Source organism: Ectobacillus sp. OTK, assembly GCF_059698935.1.
Map to the genome: position 1 here is coordinate 3,451,128 of NZ_AP048547.1, position 17,396 is coordinate 3,468,523.

The 17,396-nt window shown below is 39.6% G+C and carries 13 protein-coding genes; 8 read left to right on the forward strand and 5 right to left on the reverse strand.

What is annotated here, in order from left to right:
- Nucleotides 1-304: 304 nt before the first annotated feature.
- Both AC6HZ4_RS17090 and cdaS read left to right on the forward strand, forming a co-directional pair.
- Nucleotides 305-1,630 (forward strand): glycoside hydrolase family 18 protein, encoded by a 1,326-nt coding sequence (locus AC6HZ4_RS17090; protein ID WP_497490853.1) that lies wholly within the window; start codon nt 305-307, stop codon nt 1,628-1,630.
- Between the two features lie 54 nt (nt 1,631-1,684).
- Complete coding sequence (cdaS, locus tag AC6HZ4_RS17095) at nt 1,685-2,314, forward strand: sporulation-specific diadenylate cyclase CdaS (protein WP_497490854.1); 630 nt, start codon at nt 1,685-1,687, stop codon at nt 2,312-2,314.
- A 47-nt stretch (nt 2,315-2,361) separates the two neighbouring features.
- Here the strand turns inward: cdaS and AC6HZ4_RS17100 are convergent, their stop codons facing one another.
- Entirely contained in the window at nt 2,362-5,388 is a 3,027-nt protein-coding gene (locus AC6HZ4_RS17100; protein WP_497490855.1) for an efflux RND transporter permease subunit, read from the reverse strand.
- 584 nt (nt 5,389-5,972) lie between these two features.
- The gene (locus AC6HZ4_RS17105; RefSeq protein WP_497490857.1) at nt 5,973-7,316 is read right to left on the reverse strand and encodes an MDR family MFS transporter; all 1,344 of its coding nucleotides are present in this window, start codon (nt 7,314-7,316) and stop codon (nt 5,973-5,975) included.
- Nucleotides 7,317-7,543: 227 nt separating this feature from the next.
- Here AC6HZ4_RS17105 and yppF point away from each other — a divergent pair, with 227 nt between their 5' ends.
- Both yppF and AC6HZ4_RS17115 read left to right on the forward strand, forming a co-directional pair.
- Nucleotides 7,544-7,771 carry a YppF family protein gene (gene yppF, locus AC6HZ4_RS17110; RefSeq protein ID WP_497490858.1) on the forward strand — a complete coding sequence of 76 codons (228 nt, stop codon included), beginning with the start codon at nt 7,544-7,546 and terminating at the stop codon, nt 7,769-7,771.
- Nucleotides 7,772-7,861: 90 nt separating this feature from the next.
- On the forward strand, nt 7,862-8,299 hold the full coding sequence (locus tag AC6HZ4_RS17115) for a hypothetical protein (RefSeq protein WP_497490859.1): 438 nt from the start codon (nt 7,862-7,864) through the stop codon (nt 8,297-8,299).
- A 70-nt stretch (nt 8,300-8,369) separates the two neighbouring features.
- Here AC6HZ4_RS17115 and ppnP read toward each other — a convergent pair whose 3' ends face one another.
- Nucleotides 8,370-8,684, reverse strand: coding sequence for a pyrimidine/purine nucleoside phosphorylase (gene ppnP / locus AC6HZ4_RS17120; RefSeq protein ID WP_497490860.1), 315 nt, complete (start codon nt 8,682-8,684; stop codon nt 8,370-8,372).
- Nucleotides 8,685-8,834: 150 nt separating this feature from the next.
- On the opposite strand from ppnP, the gene AC6HZ4_RS17125 reads away from it, so the two are divergent.
- From AC6HZ4_RS17125 to cudC, 3 genes are all read left to right on the forward strand, one after another.
- On the forward strand, nt 8,835-9,365 hold the full coding sequence (locus tag AC6HZ4_RS17125; protein ID WP_497490862.1) for a ferritin-like domain-containing protein: 531 nt from the start codon (nt 8,835-8,837) through the stop codon (nt 9,363-9,365).
- A 426-nt stretch (nt 9,366-9,791) separates the two neighbouring features.
- Nucleotides 9,792-11,207: a branched-chain amino acid transporter BcaP gene (bcaP, locus tag AC6HZ4_RS17130; protein ID WP_497490863.1), complete on the forward strand. Its 1,416-nt coding sequence runs from the start codon at nt 9,792-9,794 to the stop codon at nt 11,205-11,207.
- Between the two features lie 383 nt (nt 11,208-11,590).
- Nucleotides 11,591-12,160, forward strand: coding sequence for a choline uptake/conversion transcriptional regulator CudC (gene cudC / locus AC6HZ4_RS17135; protein ID WP_497490864.1), 570 nt, complete (start codon nt 11,591-11,593; stop codon nt 12,158-12,160).
- Between the two features lie 117 nt (nt 12,161-12,277).
- Here the strand turns inward: cudC and gbsB are convergent, their stop codons facing one another.
- Entirely contained in the window at nt 12,278-13,480 is a 1,203-nt protein-coding gene (gene gbsB, locus AC6HZ4_RS17140; RefSeq protein ID WP_497490865.1) for a choline dehydrogenase, read from the reverse strand.
- Between the two features lie 29 nt (nt 13,481-13,509).
- A complete protein-coding gene (gene betB / locus AC6HZ4_RS17145; RefSeq protein ID WP_497490866.1) occupies nt 13,510-15,003 on the reverse strand; it encodes a betaine-aldehyde dehydrogenase in 1,494 nt (497 codons plus the stop codon).
- A 671-nt stretch (nt 15,004-15,674) separates the two neighbouring features.
- Between betB and AC6HZ4_RS17150 the strand changes: the two genes are divergently transcribed.
- On the forward strand, nt 15,675-17,381 hold the full coding sequence (locus AC6HZ4_RS17150; protein WP_497490867.1) for a high affinity choline transporter 1: 1,707 nt from the start codon (nt 15,675-15,677) through the stop codon (nt 17,379-17,381).
- The last annotated feature ends 15 nt before the right edge of the window (nt 17,382-17,396 follow it).

The window sequence follows — 17,396 nt, forward strand, 5'->3', positions numbered from 1 at the left end:
AGAGAGCAGATTTATAAAAATTCATGAATCCAAAAACAAAAATATGAAAGTCATGTAGAAAAATAACTGTTTTTCTTGATATTCCCAAGGGTGATTATATTATAAGAGAACATAACAAGCAATCCATGGTCAAATTATGTCCCTGCATGTATACGAGGTTTGATATAATACGCTTTTACATGATTATGCCAAAATTAAGGATACAAAGTAAGAAATAATGAACATCTGGTTAAAATTACTAATTTATATTAATTCAACAACTTGCTGATACTACTTGCTAGCACATATATAAAGGAGAACAGCTATGCTAAAAACACTCTCTTGTGTTGTAATGGCATTATATTTTGTTTCCGTGATACCATCTCTCGCGTATGCTCAAGTCATTCACGAAACGAGATTAGGGGATACTTTAAACAAAATCGCAGAACAATACAATGCTACAACGGAATCTATCGCAAAGTTGAACGGACTAAAAGAAGATGCTCCTCTTGTTATCGGGCAGGCTATATTACTTCCTGGTTCGTCCTATATCGTTCAGCCCGGCGACAGCATAGCATCCATTGCGCATCGTCATGCAATTAGTGAAGAATTATTAATGGGCTATAATCGCATACGAAGCGCACTTATTATCCCAGGACAAAAATTGGATATTCCCCCCTCTCCCAAAATGAATATTTGGACGGGAGCCTACTTTGTCCCAAAGGATAAGAATACAAATAATTTGACGCTTGAATACTATAAGCAGATACTCTCTAGTGTATTTGTATTTGATTACCGCCCAAACGAAAAAGGGCAGCTTATTGAAGTAACCGAGAACGGAGCTCAGACGATTGCTTGGAAAAAGAATTTGTCTCCTTATGCTGTATTGACAAATATAAGCAGCAAAGGGTACGACCCTGACCTCATTCATCGTTTACTAAGTGCTGCTGCATTGCGCAAAACATTTATTGAGCATATCTATTCTTTGTTGGACAGCCATGATTATAAAGGGGTTGTCATTGATTTTGAAATGGTAAGACCTGGGGATCGAGAGAATCTGAATCAATTTATTAGACAATTGACCGCAAGGCTTCACCCTTCAAAAATGGAGGTATTGATGGCTATGCCTCCTATGACAGGAGAAAACACACCAACATATTATGGAGGCTATGATTATCGCACACTCGGCAGGTACCTTGATAAAATGTTTTTAATGACCTATAACTGGCATTGGCCAGGCGGTCCATCCGGTCCCATTGCACCTATAAACGAAATACGTCCTGTTTTACATTATGCAGTATCTGCTGTATCTAAGTCTAAGCTCATGCTTGGCGTACCTCAGTATGCCTATGATTGGACCATCCCAGCGAAAAAAAGAACAGGAATCGCTTATTCTACGCAACGTGCAATTGATGAGTACATAAGCCATGGAAGCCAAATTTATTACGACGAAATGGCAGCCTCTCCTTGGTTTCGATATGTAGATAAGAATGGGATTTTACACGAGGTGTGGTTTGAAGATCCCCGGAGTCTTCTTGCTAAGTTCCGCCTTGTCAAGGAATATGGCTTAGGCGGAATCGGGTGCTGGCATTTAGGCACTTCGATGCCGCAAACAGAGGAAATATTACTTGAAGAATTTCATGTTCAATAATGCTAAAGCTGGCAGCCGTGCACCATCATACATAATAAGAGGAGGCTTATAAAGATGAGCACGAGTCCTACAGATTGTGACTTTTCCCCAATGAAACAGAAGGTAGCTGAAAATATACAACAGCTGATTTATGATCTGCAGTACAACTTAAACATGCTAGGAAATGAAACCTATTGTGCGTTAGGCAGCCTGGAGAAGATTAAGGAACGCTTTATACATATTGAATCCATGGCTGCATCCTTCTATCTAAACTGTTACTTATCTGCCTTCACCGACACGTATAAGGACTTATCGATTTGCGTTCAACATCTATCAGAGCAGCGTCATGGCGCTTTAATTGTTGTCGAACGTCAGGACTCGCTTGATGAAATCATTCAAAAAGGTACAATGCTAGGGGCAACTGTAACTTCGACTCTATTGGAATCCATCTTTTATCCCGGAAATCCGCTTCATGATGGCGCTGTTTTAATTCGAGGAAATGAAATCGTTTCGGCAGGGAATGTCCTTCCTTTAACGAAAAAGGTCATGCTAAATCAAAAACTAGGAACACGCCATCGCGCTGCTCTAGGGGTAACTGAACAAAGTGATGCTTTAGCTCTCGTTGTTTCTGAGGAAACACGAAAGATTTCCTTTGCTTTAAATGGGAAACTCTATCCAGTTATTGCAGCCACTTCTCTACACTAAATCTTACAACAAAAAAGGAACAGGTTGACCCGTTCCTTTTTTGTTCATTACGCTGTCTCTTCCTGTGCTGCAATCGCCGTCTTCTTAGAAAATTTACGTTTCATGGAGCTCATTGCATGATATGCAGTCGGTACAATAACAAGCGTAAGCAACGTTGATGTTAATAATCCCGAGATCACAACAACAGCAAGAGAGCGTGAGATCAATCCGCCTTCCGTGGACAATGCCAGCGGAATTAATGCGCCAATTGTAGCAAGAGCGGTCATCAAGATTGGCCGAAGTCTTGTGGCACCTGCTTCAAGCAATGCTTCTGTTATCGACATCCCTGTTTTTTCGTTATGCATCGCACGATCCATTAAGACAATTGCGTTTGTGACTACAATTCCGATTAGCATTAAGAATCCAACAAGAGCTGGCATGCCGAGCGCCTGCTTTGTGACGTACAAGCCAAGCAGCCCTCCTGTAAATAAGAAAGGTAAGGAGAACAGAATGGAAAATGGCACTATCGCATTGCCAAATGTTACGAGCATCACCATGAATACAAGCGCAATTGCGACACCCATTGCAATTGTCATGTTCTGGAAGCCTTCAGCCATTGCCTTCGCTTGCCCCTCGGAGCGATACTTCACACCCTCAGGAAGCTCTAAATCTTTTAGCCTTTGATCTACCTGCGCCTGCACACCAGAGACATTATCCGTTGTAAAACGGGCTGTTACTTCTACATACTCTTGTTGGTTCAGACGGTATAAAGCGGATGGACCTTGGTTTTCGGATAGTGTTGCAACATCAGATAGTTTGACCTGTTGTCCGAGCGGTGTTGATATGCTTTGATTTAAAATTGCATCAATAGAAGACGCATTTGCATTTTGCAGCGCCATATTGACAGCAATTGTTTTTCCATCTATTTGTACATTTGTAATCGTATCTCCAGCCACAAGACTTCTAACAAAACCCGCGATCATCATCGGATTCAAACCGTTTTTCGCTGCTTCTTCTGCCTTCACCTCTAAATTCAGCTGCGGCTTTGTCGCAGATAAGTTCGTTTTTACATTGGACAACCCATCAATGTCCTTTAGCTTATCAGTAATCATATTTCCTGCTGTCTCTAAATCCTTTGCTGTACTGCCTTCTACGATGAGCATGAAGGAACCGCCTCCGGTTACACCGACTGGAGCTAACGCTGTTTGAATTCCTTCTCCAAAATCCTTGATTTGCTCACGTACATCTTTTTCAAACATTTTAGATTGTTCCTTTGTTGTATCATCTTGTAATTGAATTGAAATTCTGACAGACTCTCCACGGACAATAGTTTCATAGTTTTGAATTTTTGTTTCCTTCTTCACAATCTCTTCAAGCTTTCGTGCAGCATCATTCGCTTTATCAAGCGACGTTCCTGCCGGTAAATCTGCTGTTAGATTATAAGAAATTGTTTTTTCCTCGGGCAAGAAGTTCTTCGGAATAAGACCTATCAGACCAAGTGACCCTGCAAATACGATAAATGCCAGCAGCAATGTAACCGTGCGTCTACGCAGCGTCCAAGCGAGCGTACGCTTATATAATCGTTGCCAGATTGTTTCCTTTGGCTTCTTATGCTTAACACCCAATAAAAAGAGCTTAGCTAATAGCGGTACAACTGTAATTGATACGATGAGTGAAAATGCAAGAGCGACAATTACTGTAATTCCAAACGGAGCGAAAAATCTCCCAATAATACCTGGTACGAATGAAAGCGGTCCAAATACAGCCATCGTTGTGATCGTAGAGGATGTCACCGCTCCAGCTACCTCCTTCGCAGCCTCCAATACCATCCCTTCATTGCGATGCTTCGTTGTTAGCGTGCGGCGGTAAATGTTTTCAATAACAACAATCGAATCATCAATAACACGACCAACCGCAACAGCAATAGCTGCGAGTGTCATCATATTCAAGCTATAATCCAAGTATTTCATCGTAATCATCGATGCCAAAATTGAAAGCGGGATAGAGAGAATGGCGACAACTGTTGCTCGGATATTACGCAAGAAAATAAACGTGACAAGCACGGCAAATAACGTTCCGAGCAATACCTCACGCATCATGCTGTTAACAGATTTCTCGACCTGCTTAGAGCTGTCTTGGAGCTTCTGAAGTTCCAAGCCGGACGGAAGCTGCAGGTCGTCTAAGCGTGTGTTGATTTCCTTCACAATCTCTACCGCATTTGATCCCGGCTGCGCCTTCACTGATACGAGCACACCCGGCTTTTCATTGACACGCGTATACACCTGCTCTGTCTTAGTTCCTTGTTCAACAGTCGCAATGTCGGACAGTTTAATTGCAATAATACCATTCCCGCTTGGAATGGAAATTTTAATATCTTTCACTTCATCAATTGACTTTAGCTTATGGTCCGCTTGCACATTCATCGTTTTGCCGTCTAGATTCATCTGTCCCAGCGGCACGGAGAAGTTATGTGCCTGTAATACTTGCTTGATCTGCTCGTAGGTTAATCGATATTGCTTGATTTTATCTGGATTAAGCTGAATAAACAGCTGCTTCTCTGTATCTCCTGTTACCTCAATTTTACTGACTCCATCTACAGTAGCAATAACTGGCTTTACCTTATCGTTTATGTACTGTGTGAGATCAGCCGAACTTGCCTCTTTAGCAGAAAGAGAGAATGTAAACACTGGTGCTTGCGAAGGACCATCCTTCATAATCACCGGCTTATCAGCTCCATCTGGAAGCTTTAGAGCTGCCATTGCGCTGATAACGTCCTTCTCCGCCTCATCCATTTTAGCGCTCATATCAAATTCCATCACGGCAACAACCATGTTACTATGTGACTCAATATATAGATTATCAAGTTTTTGAACATTAGAAAGCATTTCTTCCATCGGTTTCCCGACATCCTCTAAGCCTTGATCAGGCGTAGCTCCTATGTACGGTACCTGTACAACAATATACGGAATATCTACATTGGGCATTTCCTCCATTTTCATTGTTTTAACAGAGTACAATCCCCCCGCGATCAATAACAGCATTGTCATAAAAATAGCCCCTGCGTTACGTAAAGAAAACTGAATCCATGATTTCATTGCCCTTCCCCCTATGTTTAAAATAGGATGCCCCTCTGTATCCCTTTCGGTAAAAAGCACCTCCATGTAAAGGATCCATTTTGCCTAAATAAATAATCCACCAATGCCTCCTTTTCTTTTGTCTACCTATAACTTTATTGTAAATTCTATCCAAGCTGGCAGCATGAGACATTTGGTCGATTCACCCTAGGACTTAAGACTGATATATACAAAAAAATTAAAATCCTTTACAAGCATAAAGGGAATACAAATGGTTATAAAGGATAATGCTAATAAAAAAATCTACACCTATCGCGAAAAGGATAGTAGGATAATATATTCTCCAATCTCCAAAACGCCAAGCACCGATCAAGAGTATCAAAGTAAGCATCAATACGATATACAAGCCTGTTCGTTCCAATATGAAATCCTCTAAACAGTATAACAACTATCCATTTTGCCTTTATTAGTATTTCCAAATTCAAATGATAAAAATCCGCCTTATTAGGCGGATGTATTCATTATTTTCAGTTATGATATAAGCCGATGTCTTCTACTGCGTTCATCTTGCAGCAATAGATTCAAAGAAAGCATGTTTCTATCTATTACATAACTTGTGCGCCTGTATTCTCTTCTTCATACGATTTATCATGAATGAAAAATGCTGTTAAAAGCGCAAGCAAGCTTCCAACAAATCCAAACAAGAATAAATGGTGAATTCCTTCTATAAAGATGGACGCCTTTGTTAAAAAAGCACCCATAATCGTTACACCAATTGCAGTACCAATGTTGCGCGAGAACATAAGGAAGGATGTAGAAATTCCTTTTTCATGCGGTGCTACGAATTGCTGCGCACCAATTACACTAACGGTTGAAACTAGGCCAAACGCGATTCCCTGGATAAGCATAGTGGTAAATACATACCAAAAGCCATTACCTTCTTGCAGCAGAGCCAGCATAACACCCGACACAACGAGCAGGGCATTCCCGATAATCAGCAGCACACGATATCCATATTTGAGAATCCATTTTCCTGCCGGCACAGCGGCCGCCATCCATCCAAGTGACATACCCAGCAGCGCTACACCGCTCATAAAGATCGATTGATGCGCCGTCTTCTGCAGAAACAATGGGATATAACTAGCTGTGCCAAATAATGCTGCACACCCAATAAATCCATTGATGTTCATCCACTTAATCGTTTTGTGGCGAATCATCGACAGCGGAACAATTGGAGAAGTTTGCTTCTTCTCATAGAAATAAAAGATACCGAGAACGACAGCCCCAAGAATACCATACACAGCTTGATTGCTCTCTAGCACCGTCACGAGGAGCACAAGACTGACGCCAATCGCAAATAAAATAGCGCCCATATAGTCCACATTTGCTTTTTTCGGTGTATACACCTCTTTATATGGCAGCAGCATGACAACTGATAAAATGCAGATTGGCAAATTAACAAAGAAAATCCATCTCCATGTCATATACTCAACAAAAAATGCACCGAGCATTGGAGCTAATATCGCTGAAAGCCCCCACATAGCCGTAAAAAAGGCCTGAATCTTCCCACGCTTCTCAATCGGAAATAAATCCCCCGCAATAATTGCAGGAAACGGCATCATGATACCTGCACCGATCCCCTGAACAGCACGGAAGATAATCAGTTGTACCATACCTTGCGCTAACCCGCACAGAAGTGAACCAATCAAAAATAAAATAATTCCAGCTGCAAATACATGCTTTCTGCCGAATAAATCAGAAATTCTCCCCGCAACCGGCGAAAGAACAGTGCAAAAAATCATATATGATGCAAATGACCAAGCATATAGATCGAATCGTCCTAATTCCTTTGCGATAATTGGCATAGTTGTGTTCATAATGGTTGCATCCATAGATGCAACCAGCATCGCAAGCACAATGCTAATCATAACGGACGTTCTATTTTTCATTTGCCCTTCCCCCTTTTTATATCAACAACGTATTATACACCAGGTTAAATAATTATCAAAAAGAAATATCCTGTTCTCGAAGATTATTTTTCTTTGCTGGGCAAACTTTCCTTAAAAAAATAGGATATTGTTGATAAATGTCGCAAGTTTGAATTTTCAAAATAATCATTCTGCAATCGGTTCCATGATATGATTTTTACATATTAAACATGCTATATGGAGGTTGAATGATAGTGTTACTACAAGACTTTATACATCAATTTATACTCATGAACAAACGCGTACCATTACATACAATTGAATTATTAACCTATCTCCAAAAAAGCTATACCTGTGGCGAGCTATCCGCCAGTGACTATAAAAACTTATTTCGAGAGCTTAACAAACGAGGGGTTGAGAGAACGGGGATGTTTATCCTTGAAAACATCCTGACATTTAGTAGAAAAGCTTTATAAGGAAAGGCTCCAAGCCCTGCAGCCGCGTATAAAAAAAGGTACACATGCAAAATCTTCTATTGAGTATTGCTTAATAATGGAGGATTGAATATGTTTGCAACACGCGGAGATGCTCATAGATTTTATCTGAAGCTTAAAACAACATTGAACAAAGACCAACAATTTGTGACTATTCAGGAACTTGCAGAAATTGATGAAATCCAAAAGTTTTATAGCACCATCGATGACCATATGTTAAAAAAGATTTATTATCGTATGATTAAGGAAAAGAATGGTTCAGGAATTATCCCTATCTTGGTATCATCGGGTCCATTGATTTTATTAGTATTCTCGAACCAGCTGCAAAAGTTTCTTTTTAAATACGGAGGCTTAATCGCCATTGGCTTCGCTTTTATTTATATCCTTCTCCTAACTATTAGTGTGATTCTTCACTTTCATGAGAAAGCCTGGGCTGCTGTTCACATTGAAATTATTCAAGATATTTTAAAGGAAAGAAACAATCCGCTGCCAGCTAAATTAGGAAAATAAAGTAATTATGCCATAAATAAGGAAAGAAGGTCTCCCCTTCTCTCCTATTTCTCACCTAAATAATGGGTGATTATTCATTAATATACGAACAGCAATAATCTGCAACAGTGTGAACCTTTAATAGAAATGTCTCGTTTGCAGGGACATAAAATACGCCATTCTCTTCGATCTTTTGCCAATCTTGGCCCTGTAATTTATATTCTAAAGTTCCTCCTACAAATTCCATCTCTTCCTTTACAGAAGTGGAGAACTCGTATTCACCTGGAAGCATGATGCCCAATGTCTTTTTTGTACCATCAGGAAACACTACTGTTCTGCTCGTTACCTTTCCGTCAAAATATACATTGGCTTTCTTTACAACGGTTACATTTTCGAATTGTGTCAATATTCTCATTCCTTTTCGTTATTTTCTTACAATACCATAGAATTGAAAAAATGAAAACTATCTTTTGCTCTTCATTCGTGCTAGCTGCATATTGTTACAAATACTGTATAAGCTATTCATAATTAAAGCACGAAAGGAGGCTTCCTGCTTATGACAACTTCAGTTTTCAAGTATATCCGCTGCATGATCGCTTCTATTTTATTCCTTTCAGTCTCTTACGGCGTTTCCGCTCAAACCAACACGCTGGAAAGATTCGGGGCAAAAGGAGCACTGCAAGACTCTTCTATTACATTAGAAAAAGCATTAACATACGCACTTCAGGATGAATATGCAGCGCGAGCAAGATGTGATGCAGTGATTCGCAAATTTGGATCCGTCAAACCATTTGTACGCATTAAAGAGGCGGAACAAACACATATCGAAACTTTACTGCCGTTGTTTAAGACGTACAAGATACCTGTTCCTAAAAATCAAGCCGCACACTTTACAGAAGCACCAGCATCCTTAAAAGCAGCCTTTAGGACGGGTATAGAGAGGGAAACAGAACACATTTCAATGTATAATAAATTTCTTGAAACTCCAGGAATCCCTGCAGATGTACAAAGAGCGATGACAAGTATCCGAAATGCTGCTCTTAATCATCTTGCAGCATTTCAAGCTGGACTCAGCCGCTCCGAATAAAGAAGCAGGCGAAATGGACCAAAGCTGTAATCCATTTCGTCCTGTTTCTCTCCACATAAAATATAAACACATCACTCAGTTTATACTTTCATTTTTTAAAATAACAAAATAAAATTTTCATCCCCTATACCTCACGCTAAGAAAAACTATTTTAATAATTTTATCCCCCTCCCTTTTCACTACAGCATATATATTTATCCTTTTGAAAAAATAAATATTTTAAAGACTATTTCTAATTTTTAAATAATTACACTTTTGGATTTTTCTGTTACTTTATATACAAATTTAAAGAATATGTCATATCTTTCTATAATTTTTTTAATATTTCAACTTTACAAACATTCGGTTCCATTGTACAATCACTTCTGCGAACACAATATTTCGACATAATTTTTATCTTTTCAAAAGAATTGGAAGGTGATTAACATGGGTCTTTTTCAAAAGAAGTCAATCGAGGCTCTTATTGCAGAATCTGACAATAAAGGCGCGGGCCTAAAAAAAGCATTAGGAGCATTTGATTTAACGATGCTCGGAATTGGTGCTATCATTGGTACGGGTATTTTCGTATTAACAGGGGTAGCAGCAGCTGAACACGCTGGACCAGCACTTGTACTCTCATTTATTCTTTCAGGTCTTGCTTGTGTATTTGCAGCTCTTTGCTATGCAGAATTCGCTTCTTCTGTCCCAGTATCTGGAAGCGCTTATACGTATAGCTATGCAACGTTCGGCGAACTCATCGCTTGGATTTTGGGATGGGATTTAATTTTGGAATACGGTGTTGCATCCTCAGCGGTTGCAGCTGGCTGGTCCGGTTATTTCCAAGGATTGCTTGCAGGCTTTGGTATCCATTTCCCGACAGCATTAACGAGTGCGTATGACCCGGAAAAGGGTACTTTTATTGATTTACCCGCTATTTTAATCGTTCTTGTTATGACATTCCTATTAACACAAGGCGTGAAAAAATCAGCACGTTTCAACACAATCATGGTAATCATTAAAGTAGCGGTTGTTCTTTTATTTATCGGCGTAGGTGTATGGTATGTAAAACCAGAAAACTGGACACCGTTTATGCCATTTGGCTTCTCTGGTGTAGCAACAGGTGCGGCAACAGTATTCTTTGCTTATATCGGTTTTGATGCAGTTTCAACAGCTGCAGAAGAGGTTAAAAATCCAAAACGCAACATGCCAATTGGGATTATTGCCTCCCTTGCAGTTTGTACCGTATTATATATCATTGTTTCCGCAATTTTAACAGGGATTGTCCCTTACGCTCAGCTTGGCGTGAAAAATCCAGTAGCTTTCGCATTAAATTACATTGGCCAAGATTGGGTAGCAGGCTTTATTTCTTTAGGGGCAATCACAGGTATTACAACAGTATTACTTGTTATGCTTTATGGACAAACTCGTTTATTCTATGCGATTAGCCGTGACGGATTGCTTCCAAAAGTATTCTCTAAAGTAAATGCAAAAACACAAACTCCATTGGTAAACTCTTGGTTAATCGGTGTATTCGTAGCATTCTTTGCGGGAGTACTTCCGCTTAACAAATTAGCGGAGTTAACAAACATCGGAACATTGTTCGCATTTATTATGGTTTCGATCGGTATTTTAGTATTACGCAAAACACAGCCAGACTTAAAACGCAGCTTCATGGTTCCACTTGTTCCATTGGTTCCAATTTTAGCGGTTCTCTTCTGTGGATATTTAGTGTTACAGCTTCCTGCAACGACTTGGATTAGCTTTGGTATTTGGTTGCTTATCGGTCTTGTTATTTACTTCGTATACGGACGCAGAAACAGCAACTTGAATGCGGCTAATACAGGAAAGAAACAAGCAAGCTAACAGAAAAAGGCAAATAACAGTGTACTGTTATTTGCCTTTTTCTTATTCCTTTTGCTTGCATCCTTTCTTATACATAGCATCTTTTCAGCTTGAATGGGAAACCTTTAGAATAGTAGTCACAGCAAGGAGGAATGGGGAAATACTTGGGATACGCTGCTCCATTCGACAAATAAAGAATCATATTGCATCTGATTTTTTATCCCATTTCAAATCTTCTGAAAACTTCATTAAATTCCGAGTAGTTTCTTTATCTAGGATGTATTGGGTTTTTTCTCTTTATCTCTTAAAGACTTCCATAACTATTTGACATTTCATTTCTATTTGATAACATTAAATTTATTAAGTTAAAATTGAATAAATTTAATGCGGAAGGAGATGAATGCATGGACGACTTAACACAAAATTATATGGATTTACTAAAGGAAGCGGAAGAACTAGTTATAAATGCTATTGCAGATACTATGGATTTATATGGGGTTACTCCTTCTGTTGGACGGCTTTATGGTGTCTTATATTTTATGGATGAACCACTGACACTCGATCAAATGAGCAAAGAGCTGGGCATGAGTAAACCAAGCATGAGTACTTCAATCCGATCGTTACAACAAATTGATATGGTTCATAAAGTTTGGAAAAAAGGTGTTCGTAAAGACTTATATGAAGCAGAAAAAGATTTTTCAAAATCCTTTTTCTCATTCTTTTGCAATAAATGGAAACGGGAGATTTCAGTTAATTTAGAAGCTATAGAAATAGCGGAACAAAAATTAAAGCTATTAATAGATAATCCTAATGTACCTGTAGGAATATCCCAAAAGGCGCTAATAGATTTAAAGCAAATAGAAGATTCCAAACAATATTACTATTGGTTAAGAAAGCTGGTTACTGCATTTGAAAGTAAAGAAATTTTCGAAATGCTTAATAGTATGATACCGGAAGAAAATGAGACCGTTTAGCTAATTCATTCATGAGCCGATGGAGGCAGGCGTCAAGCTCTTTAATTGTATGATGTACCTCAAAAAAGGCTGTTGATGTTTCAACAGCCTCATGGCAGGATAATCATCTGAAATTCTTTAAACTGTGCAAGGCTCTAGATTAAAGCATCGGCGATAAATCCACTCATATCCTTTTATATTGATATCACGAGGGTTCCCCACTGTTTGCGGATCATTAAATGCTTCCTCCGCCAATCTAGGAATTTCTTCCGCTGGTACTCCTTGCTGTTCTAATGTTAAAATTTGGACATCCTGAACTAACTGGTATACTTCTCGCACTGCTGCTTTAGCAGCTTCCTCTATACTTAAACCATGAATATTGATTCCCAGCGCCTGAGCAATTCGAGCATACTTCTCAGGTTCACCCATCCAGTTATATTCCATAACCGGGCCCAGCATAGCTGCTACACAAGGGCCATGCGCCACTGGATAGATTCCCCCAAGGGTTTGCGCCATAGCATGAGCGGCCCCTGCAGATTCACTTCCGTATGAGAGTCCAGCTAGCATCGCTGCATGAGCCATTCCATAGCGAGCTTCAATATCTTGTCCGTTGGCTACTGCCCGGCGCAGATATTTTCCAATATATTCAATAGCTAGAAGTGCCACGGCATCTGTCATTGGCTGAGCATAGTGGCAAGTATAACATTCAATAGCATGGGAGAGGGCGTCAATTCCAGTTCCTGCGGTAATATGGGCTGGCATCGATACATGAAGTGTTGGATCAATGATTGTTAAATGAGCAGCAATTAATGGTCCCCCAGTATTAAATTTAAATTGACGAGCTGGATCAGTAATCACTGCCCATTGAGTAACTTCACTTCCTGTTCCCGCTGTCGTCGGAATCGTTGTTAATGGAGGGATCCGTCTGGACAATGGCTTCTTTCCTTCAGCCGCCTCATATTCTAATACAGGCTCTCCATGGACGACTTCAACACCAATAGCTTTTGCGGTATCCATGGAACTTCCGCCTCCCACAGCGACTAACCCATTGCATTGATACTCAAGATACATAGCTGTTCCTTGTGCAACAGTATAAATAGAAGGATTCGGCTCCACTTGGTCAAATACAACCACATCTATATCTGCTTCTTTTAAGCTATTTATAACAGGGTCAACTAATCCGACTTTTCGTACTCCCGGGTCCGTTACTAATAATGCCTTTGATACCCCTAATTGTTTTACTTCTTGACCTGTGTACTTAATGACACCAATACCATGCTTTACTACTGTAGGCATCTCAAAGCTCTTCAATCTTTCCATTCTTTCAAAACGCATAAACATAGCTCATTTCCCCTTTCCGAATCAAAGTATTATTTTATTGAAACCATTTCATTGTGAAACCATTTCATTGGTTGTGGATTTGTATTCATGTAAATATGCTTAATTTCCGTATATTCTTCGAATCCAACCTGGCTCAATTCTCTGCCAATTCCTGATTGCTTATAGCCTCCCCATGGAGCCTGAGGAAAGTATGGATGATAATCGTTAATCCAAGTTGTGCCCATACGCAGCTCCCGAACCACTCTCTCTGCACGATTCATATCCTGTGTCCATACCGCTCCAGCTAATCCATAGATGCTATCATTCGCTAAACGGATAGCTTCTTCTTCACTGGTAAAGGATTCAATCGTCATGACAGGACCAAACGATTCCTCTTGAACAATACGCATTGCCGAATGACAATTTGTAAAAATCGTAGGTTCGATAAAAAAGCCATTTTGCAACTCCAGGTTCTCTGGACGTTTTCCTCCTAAAGCTAATGTTGCACCTTCCTCTAAGCCCATTTGAATGTATTGCTCAATTTTGGCAAGATGCTTTGCAGAGATAACAGGACCCATTTGTGTTTGTTCATTCATTCCATTTCCCATGCGGATCCTTTTTGTCCGCTCAATCACCGCCTCTACAAACGCATCATGAATGGATGCTTCTACCAACAGGCGCGCCCCTGCTGAACATACTTGTCCAGCGTGAAAAAAGACTGCATTTAAAGCATAATCAACAGCGGTTTCAAAATGGGCATCTGCAAATACAATGTTTGGATTTTTCCCTCCTAATTCCAATGAGATTTTTTTGAAATTCCCCGCAGCTGCTTTCATGATTTGACGGCCCGTTATCCCTCCTCCCGTAAAGGAAATGAGATCTACTAAATGGCTTTCAGCTATTTCTTGTCCTACCGTTGATCCTGAACCGAGTACAACATTGACAACACCTCGAGGCAATCCAACTTCTTCAAAAATCTCTGCCATTCGAATAGTTGTTAAGGGGGTAATTTCACTCGGTTTGATTACAATTGTATTTCCAGCAGCTAAAGCTGGAGCCAGCTTCCACGATGCTTGCAGCAGCGGATAATTCCATGGAGTAATTTGACCACATACTCCTACAGGTTCACGAACTACCCGACTAACAGAATTATGATTAGGAGATTCAATTATCTGTCCCCCATCCTTGTCTGCTAATCCTGCATAATATTGAAAAACAGCGGCGATTCCATCCATGTCGCCTAAACTTTCTACCAAGGTTTTCCCTGTATTTAATGTTTCTAGTTCTGCCAACTCCTCTTTATATGCGCGAATTTTCTCTGCTACTTGAAACAACAAAGCTCCTCTCTCATAGGCAGTTACTTGTTTCCATTCTCCATGATCAAAGGCGTTCCGTGCAGCATGAATTGCATTAGCTGCATCTGTACGGTCTCCTTCTGTCACAACAGCTATTACTTCCTGGTTAAATGGGTTAATAATCTCTCTCGTTTTACTAGATTGAGATTCTACCCATTCACCGTTAATATACATTTTTTTCAAGAGCATCAACCTCCAATATTAAATATGTTAAATTTAAATTTAATAAATTTAACGTTCTTGATAGCTTGAATTGTAACATCACATAAAAAAAATAGTCAATATAAATTTTCAGAATTTTAAAAATATCTATCCGTTCTACTATCTGAAGATTAATGATTAGACAATTAAAATGCTATATTTAATCAGTTTTCATTCCTCGGTAATTAAAACTTTTCATGAATTCTAATTATAAAATCTTAATTTTGTGTTCCAAAAAATAATGTGAGATATTCTCACTAGATTATTCAAATTATTCTGGAAATTGTGTTAAATATTTCTACAAGGTATTAAACGTTCAAAATAAACTAAACGGATTATTCCAATTATTAGGAGGTGAGTTTTAAAGTGACGGAACTGGCATTCCATAAGCAGACGGTCCCTCATATAGTACAAGCAGAATGAACTAGGAAAACTTGATTGCTGGAAATATAAGAGAGAAAAGCATGAAACATGAAATAGTTTCCGACAACGTCATACAATTACGTGCTCTGTAAAGTCTACTATAGTTTCCTAATAGGTTAAAAGTGTTGAGGCAGGTAAGAACTACCAATATGATTGTCACTGAACTGGATCGTACAGGCTGTATGAAAATCTAGTAATTAGATAGTTAAATTATCTATAAAAAAGGACGTGATTGTATGCAAAACACTAATAAACTAACAGAAACTACATCACTGATACAGGAACAACCCATAAATACTCATCATCTAAAGGATACAAAACAACAGTCTCCTCTATTTTGGACACCACTGCGCACAGCAATTATAGGCTTTATTGTCTTTTTGACCATTTCTTTTATTTATTCTCTCTATGATTCAACAATATATTGGCCCGGCTTAGTGATGATGCTCGTAATGTACTGTGTTATCTATTACATTGGAGTAAAGGCAGTTGAGAAAAGAAGAGGAAAAACGGATGATATGCTTGTAGCCGGAAGGTCCATGCCCCTATGGATTTCAATGTTTACCATGACAGCTACCTGGGTTGGCGGGGGATATATTGCCGGAACAGCCGAAACCGTGTATAGCTCCGGTTTAGTTTGGGCCCAGGCTCCATGGTGTTACTCAATAAGTTTAATTTTTGGGGGCATCTTTTTTGCTAGAAAGATGCGCAAGTTTGAATTTATGACTATGCTTGACCCCCTAGAAGCTCGTTTTGGAAAGAAAATAGCCAGTCTGCTCTATTTTCCGGCCGTACTCGGTGAATTATTTTGGAGTGCCGCCATTCTGACAGCTCTTGGTACAACCTTTGGTGTTATCTTAGGATTAAGTTTCTCTGCCTCCATCATTTTCTCAGCAATTATTGCTATTGGATATACGGTTATTGGAGGATTATGGGCAGTTGCTCATACTGATGTATTACAACTATCAATTATGTTCTTAGGATTATTTCTCGTCCTGCCGTTTGCTTTCTCTCATGTCGGCGGCCTAAACGAAGCAATAGCAAACTATTCAGAAGGGATGAAAGGCTCATTAAGCTTTTTCCCCCCTTTGATGGGATGGACTGATCCAAACTGGGGGAATTCGTATTGGCAATGGTGGGATGTTGCTCTTCTGCTCATATTTGGAGGTATTCCTTGGCAAAGCTACTTCCAACGCGTTCTTTCTGCTAAAAATGAAAATGTAGCAATGTGGTTATCCATTACAGCTGGGCTATTTTGTGCATTTGCTGCCATCCCGCCAACCCTTATTGGTATTGCTGGATATAATGCCGATTGGAGTTCTTTAGGAACAGCTGCTCCTGAGAGTTCTTCCATGATTTTAACATATGTATTTAAATACATGACACCAGACATTGTTGGTGCTATTGCATTAGGTGGTCTTGCCGCCGCTGTTATGGCAGCTGTTGCAGCATCTTTATTATCCGCTTCTGGAATGGCAGCTTGGAATGTGTATCGTCCCTTGGTAAATCCAAAAGCAAACCAAGTACATCTGGACAAAATAATTAAACGTTCTATTATATTTATCGGAACAGGGGCCGCGTTAATTGCCCTATCCTCTAAAAGCGTTTATGCCCTTTGGTACTTATCGAGTGATCTCGTATATTGTATATTATTTCCTCAATTAGTTTGTGCTCTTTTTTATAAAGGTGCAAACCGATATGGATCACTTGCTGGTTTTATTGTCGCTCTTCTTCTACGAATTGGCGGCGGGGAGCCGTTACTGGGATTATCACCGTTTTTGCCTTACCCTATGATTGAAAATGGAAGTGTACTATTTCCTTTCCGTACATTTGCCATGCTCGCAGGATTGATCACCATTTTCATTGTTTCTTATTTAACTCGTCGAAGCTGCCCGCCAATGCCTTTACGCAATCTGCATAAGGACATCAATAAATCTATCTAGATTAAACAAGCAAAC

What these genes read in the sequence shown, in the direction of transcription:
- cdaS (WP_497490854.1), top strand. Translation starts at nt 1,685, where the DNA reads ATGAGCACGAGTCCTACAGATTGTGACTTTTCCCCAATGAAACAGAAG.
- cudC (WP_497490864.1), top strand. Translation starts at nt 11,591, where the DNA reads ATGGACGACTTAACACAAAATTATATGGATTTACTAAAGGAAGCGGAA.
- AC6HZ4_RS17150 (WP_497490867.1), top strand. Translation starts at nt 15,675, where the DNA reads ATGCAAAACACTAATAAACTAACAGAAACTACATCACTGATACAGGAA.
- bcaP (WP_497490863.1), top strand. Translation starts at nt 9,792, where the DNA reads ATGGGTCTTTTTCAAAAGAAGTCAATCGAGGCTCTTATTGCAGAATCT.
- gbsB (WP_497490865.1), bottom strand. Translation starts at nt 13,480, where the DNA reads ATGTTTATGCGTTTTGAAAGAATGGAAAGATTGAAGAGCTTTGAGATG.
- AC6HZ4_RS17105 (WP_497490857.1), bottom strand. Translation starts at nt 7,316, where the DNA reads ATGAAAAATAGAACGTCCGTTATGATTAGCATTGTGCTTGCGATGCTG.
- AC6HZ4_RS17100 (WP_497490855.1), bottom strand. Translation starts at nt 5,388, where the DNA reads ATGAAATCATGGATTCAGTTTTCTTTACGTAACGCAGGGGCTATTTTT.
- AC6HZ4_RS17090 (WP_497490853.1), top strand. Translation starts at nt 305, where the DNA reads ATGCTAAAAACACTCTCTTGTGTTGTAATGGCATTATATTTTGTTTCC.
- betB (WP_497490866.1), bottom strand. Translation starts at nt 15,003, where the DNA reads ATGCTCTTGAAAAAAATGTATATTAACGGTGAATGGGTAGAATCTCAA.
- yppF (WP_497490858.1), top strand. Translation starts at nt 7,544, where the DNA reads ATGATAGTGTTACTACAAGACTTTATACATCAATTTATACTCATGAAC.
- AC6HZ4_RS17115 (WP_497490859.1), top strand. Translation starts at nt 7,862, where the DNA reads ATGTTTGCAACACGCGGAGATGCTCATAGATTTTATCTGAAGCTTAAA.
- AC6HZ4_RS17125 (WP_497490862.1), top strand. Translation starts at nt 8,835, where the DNA reads ATGACAACTTCAGTTTTCAAGTATATCCGCTGCATGATCGCTTCTATT.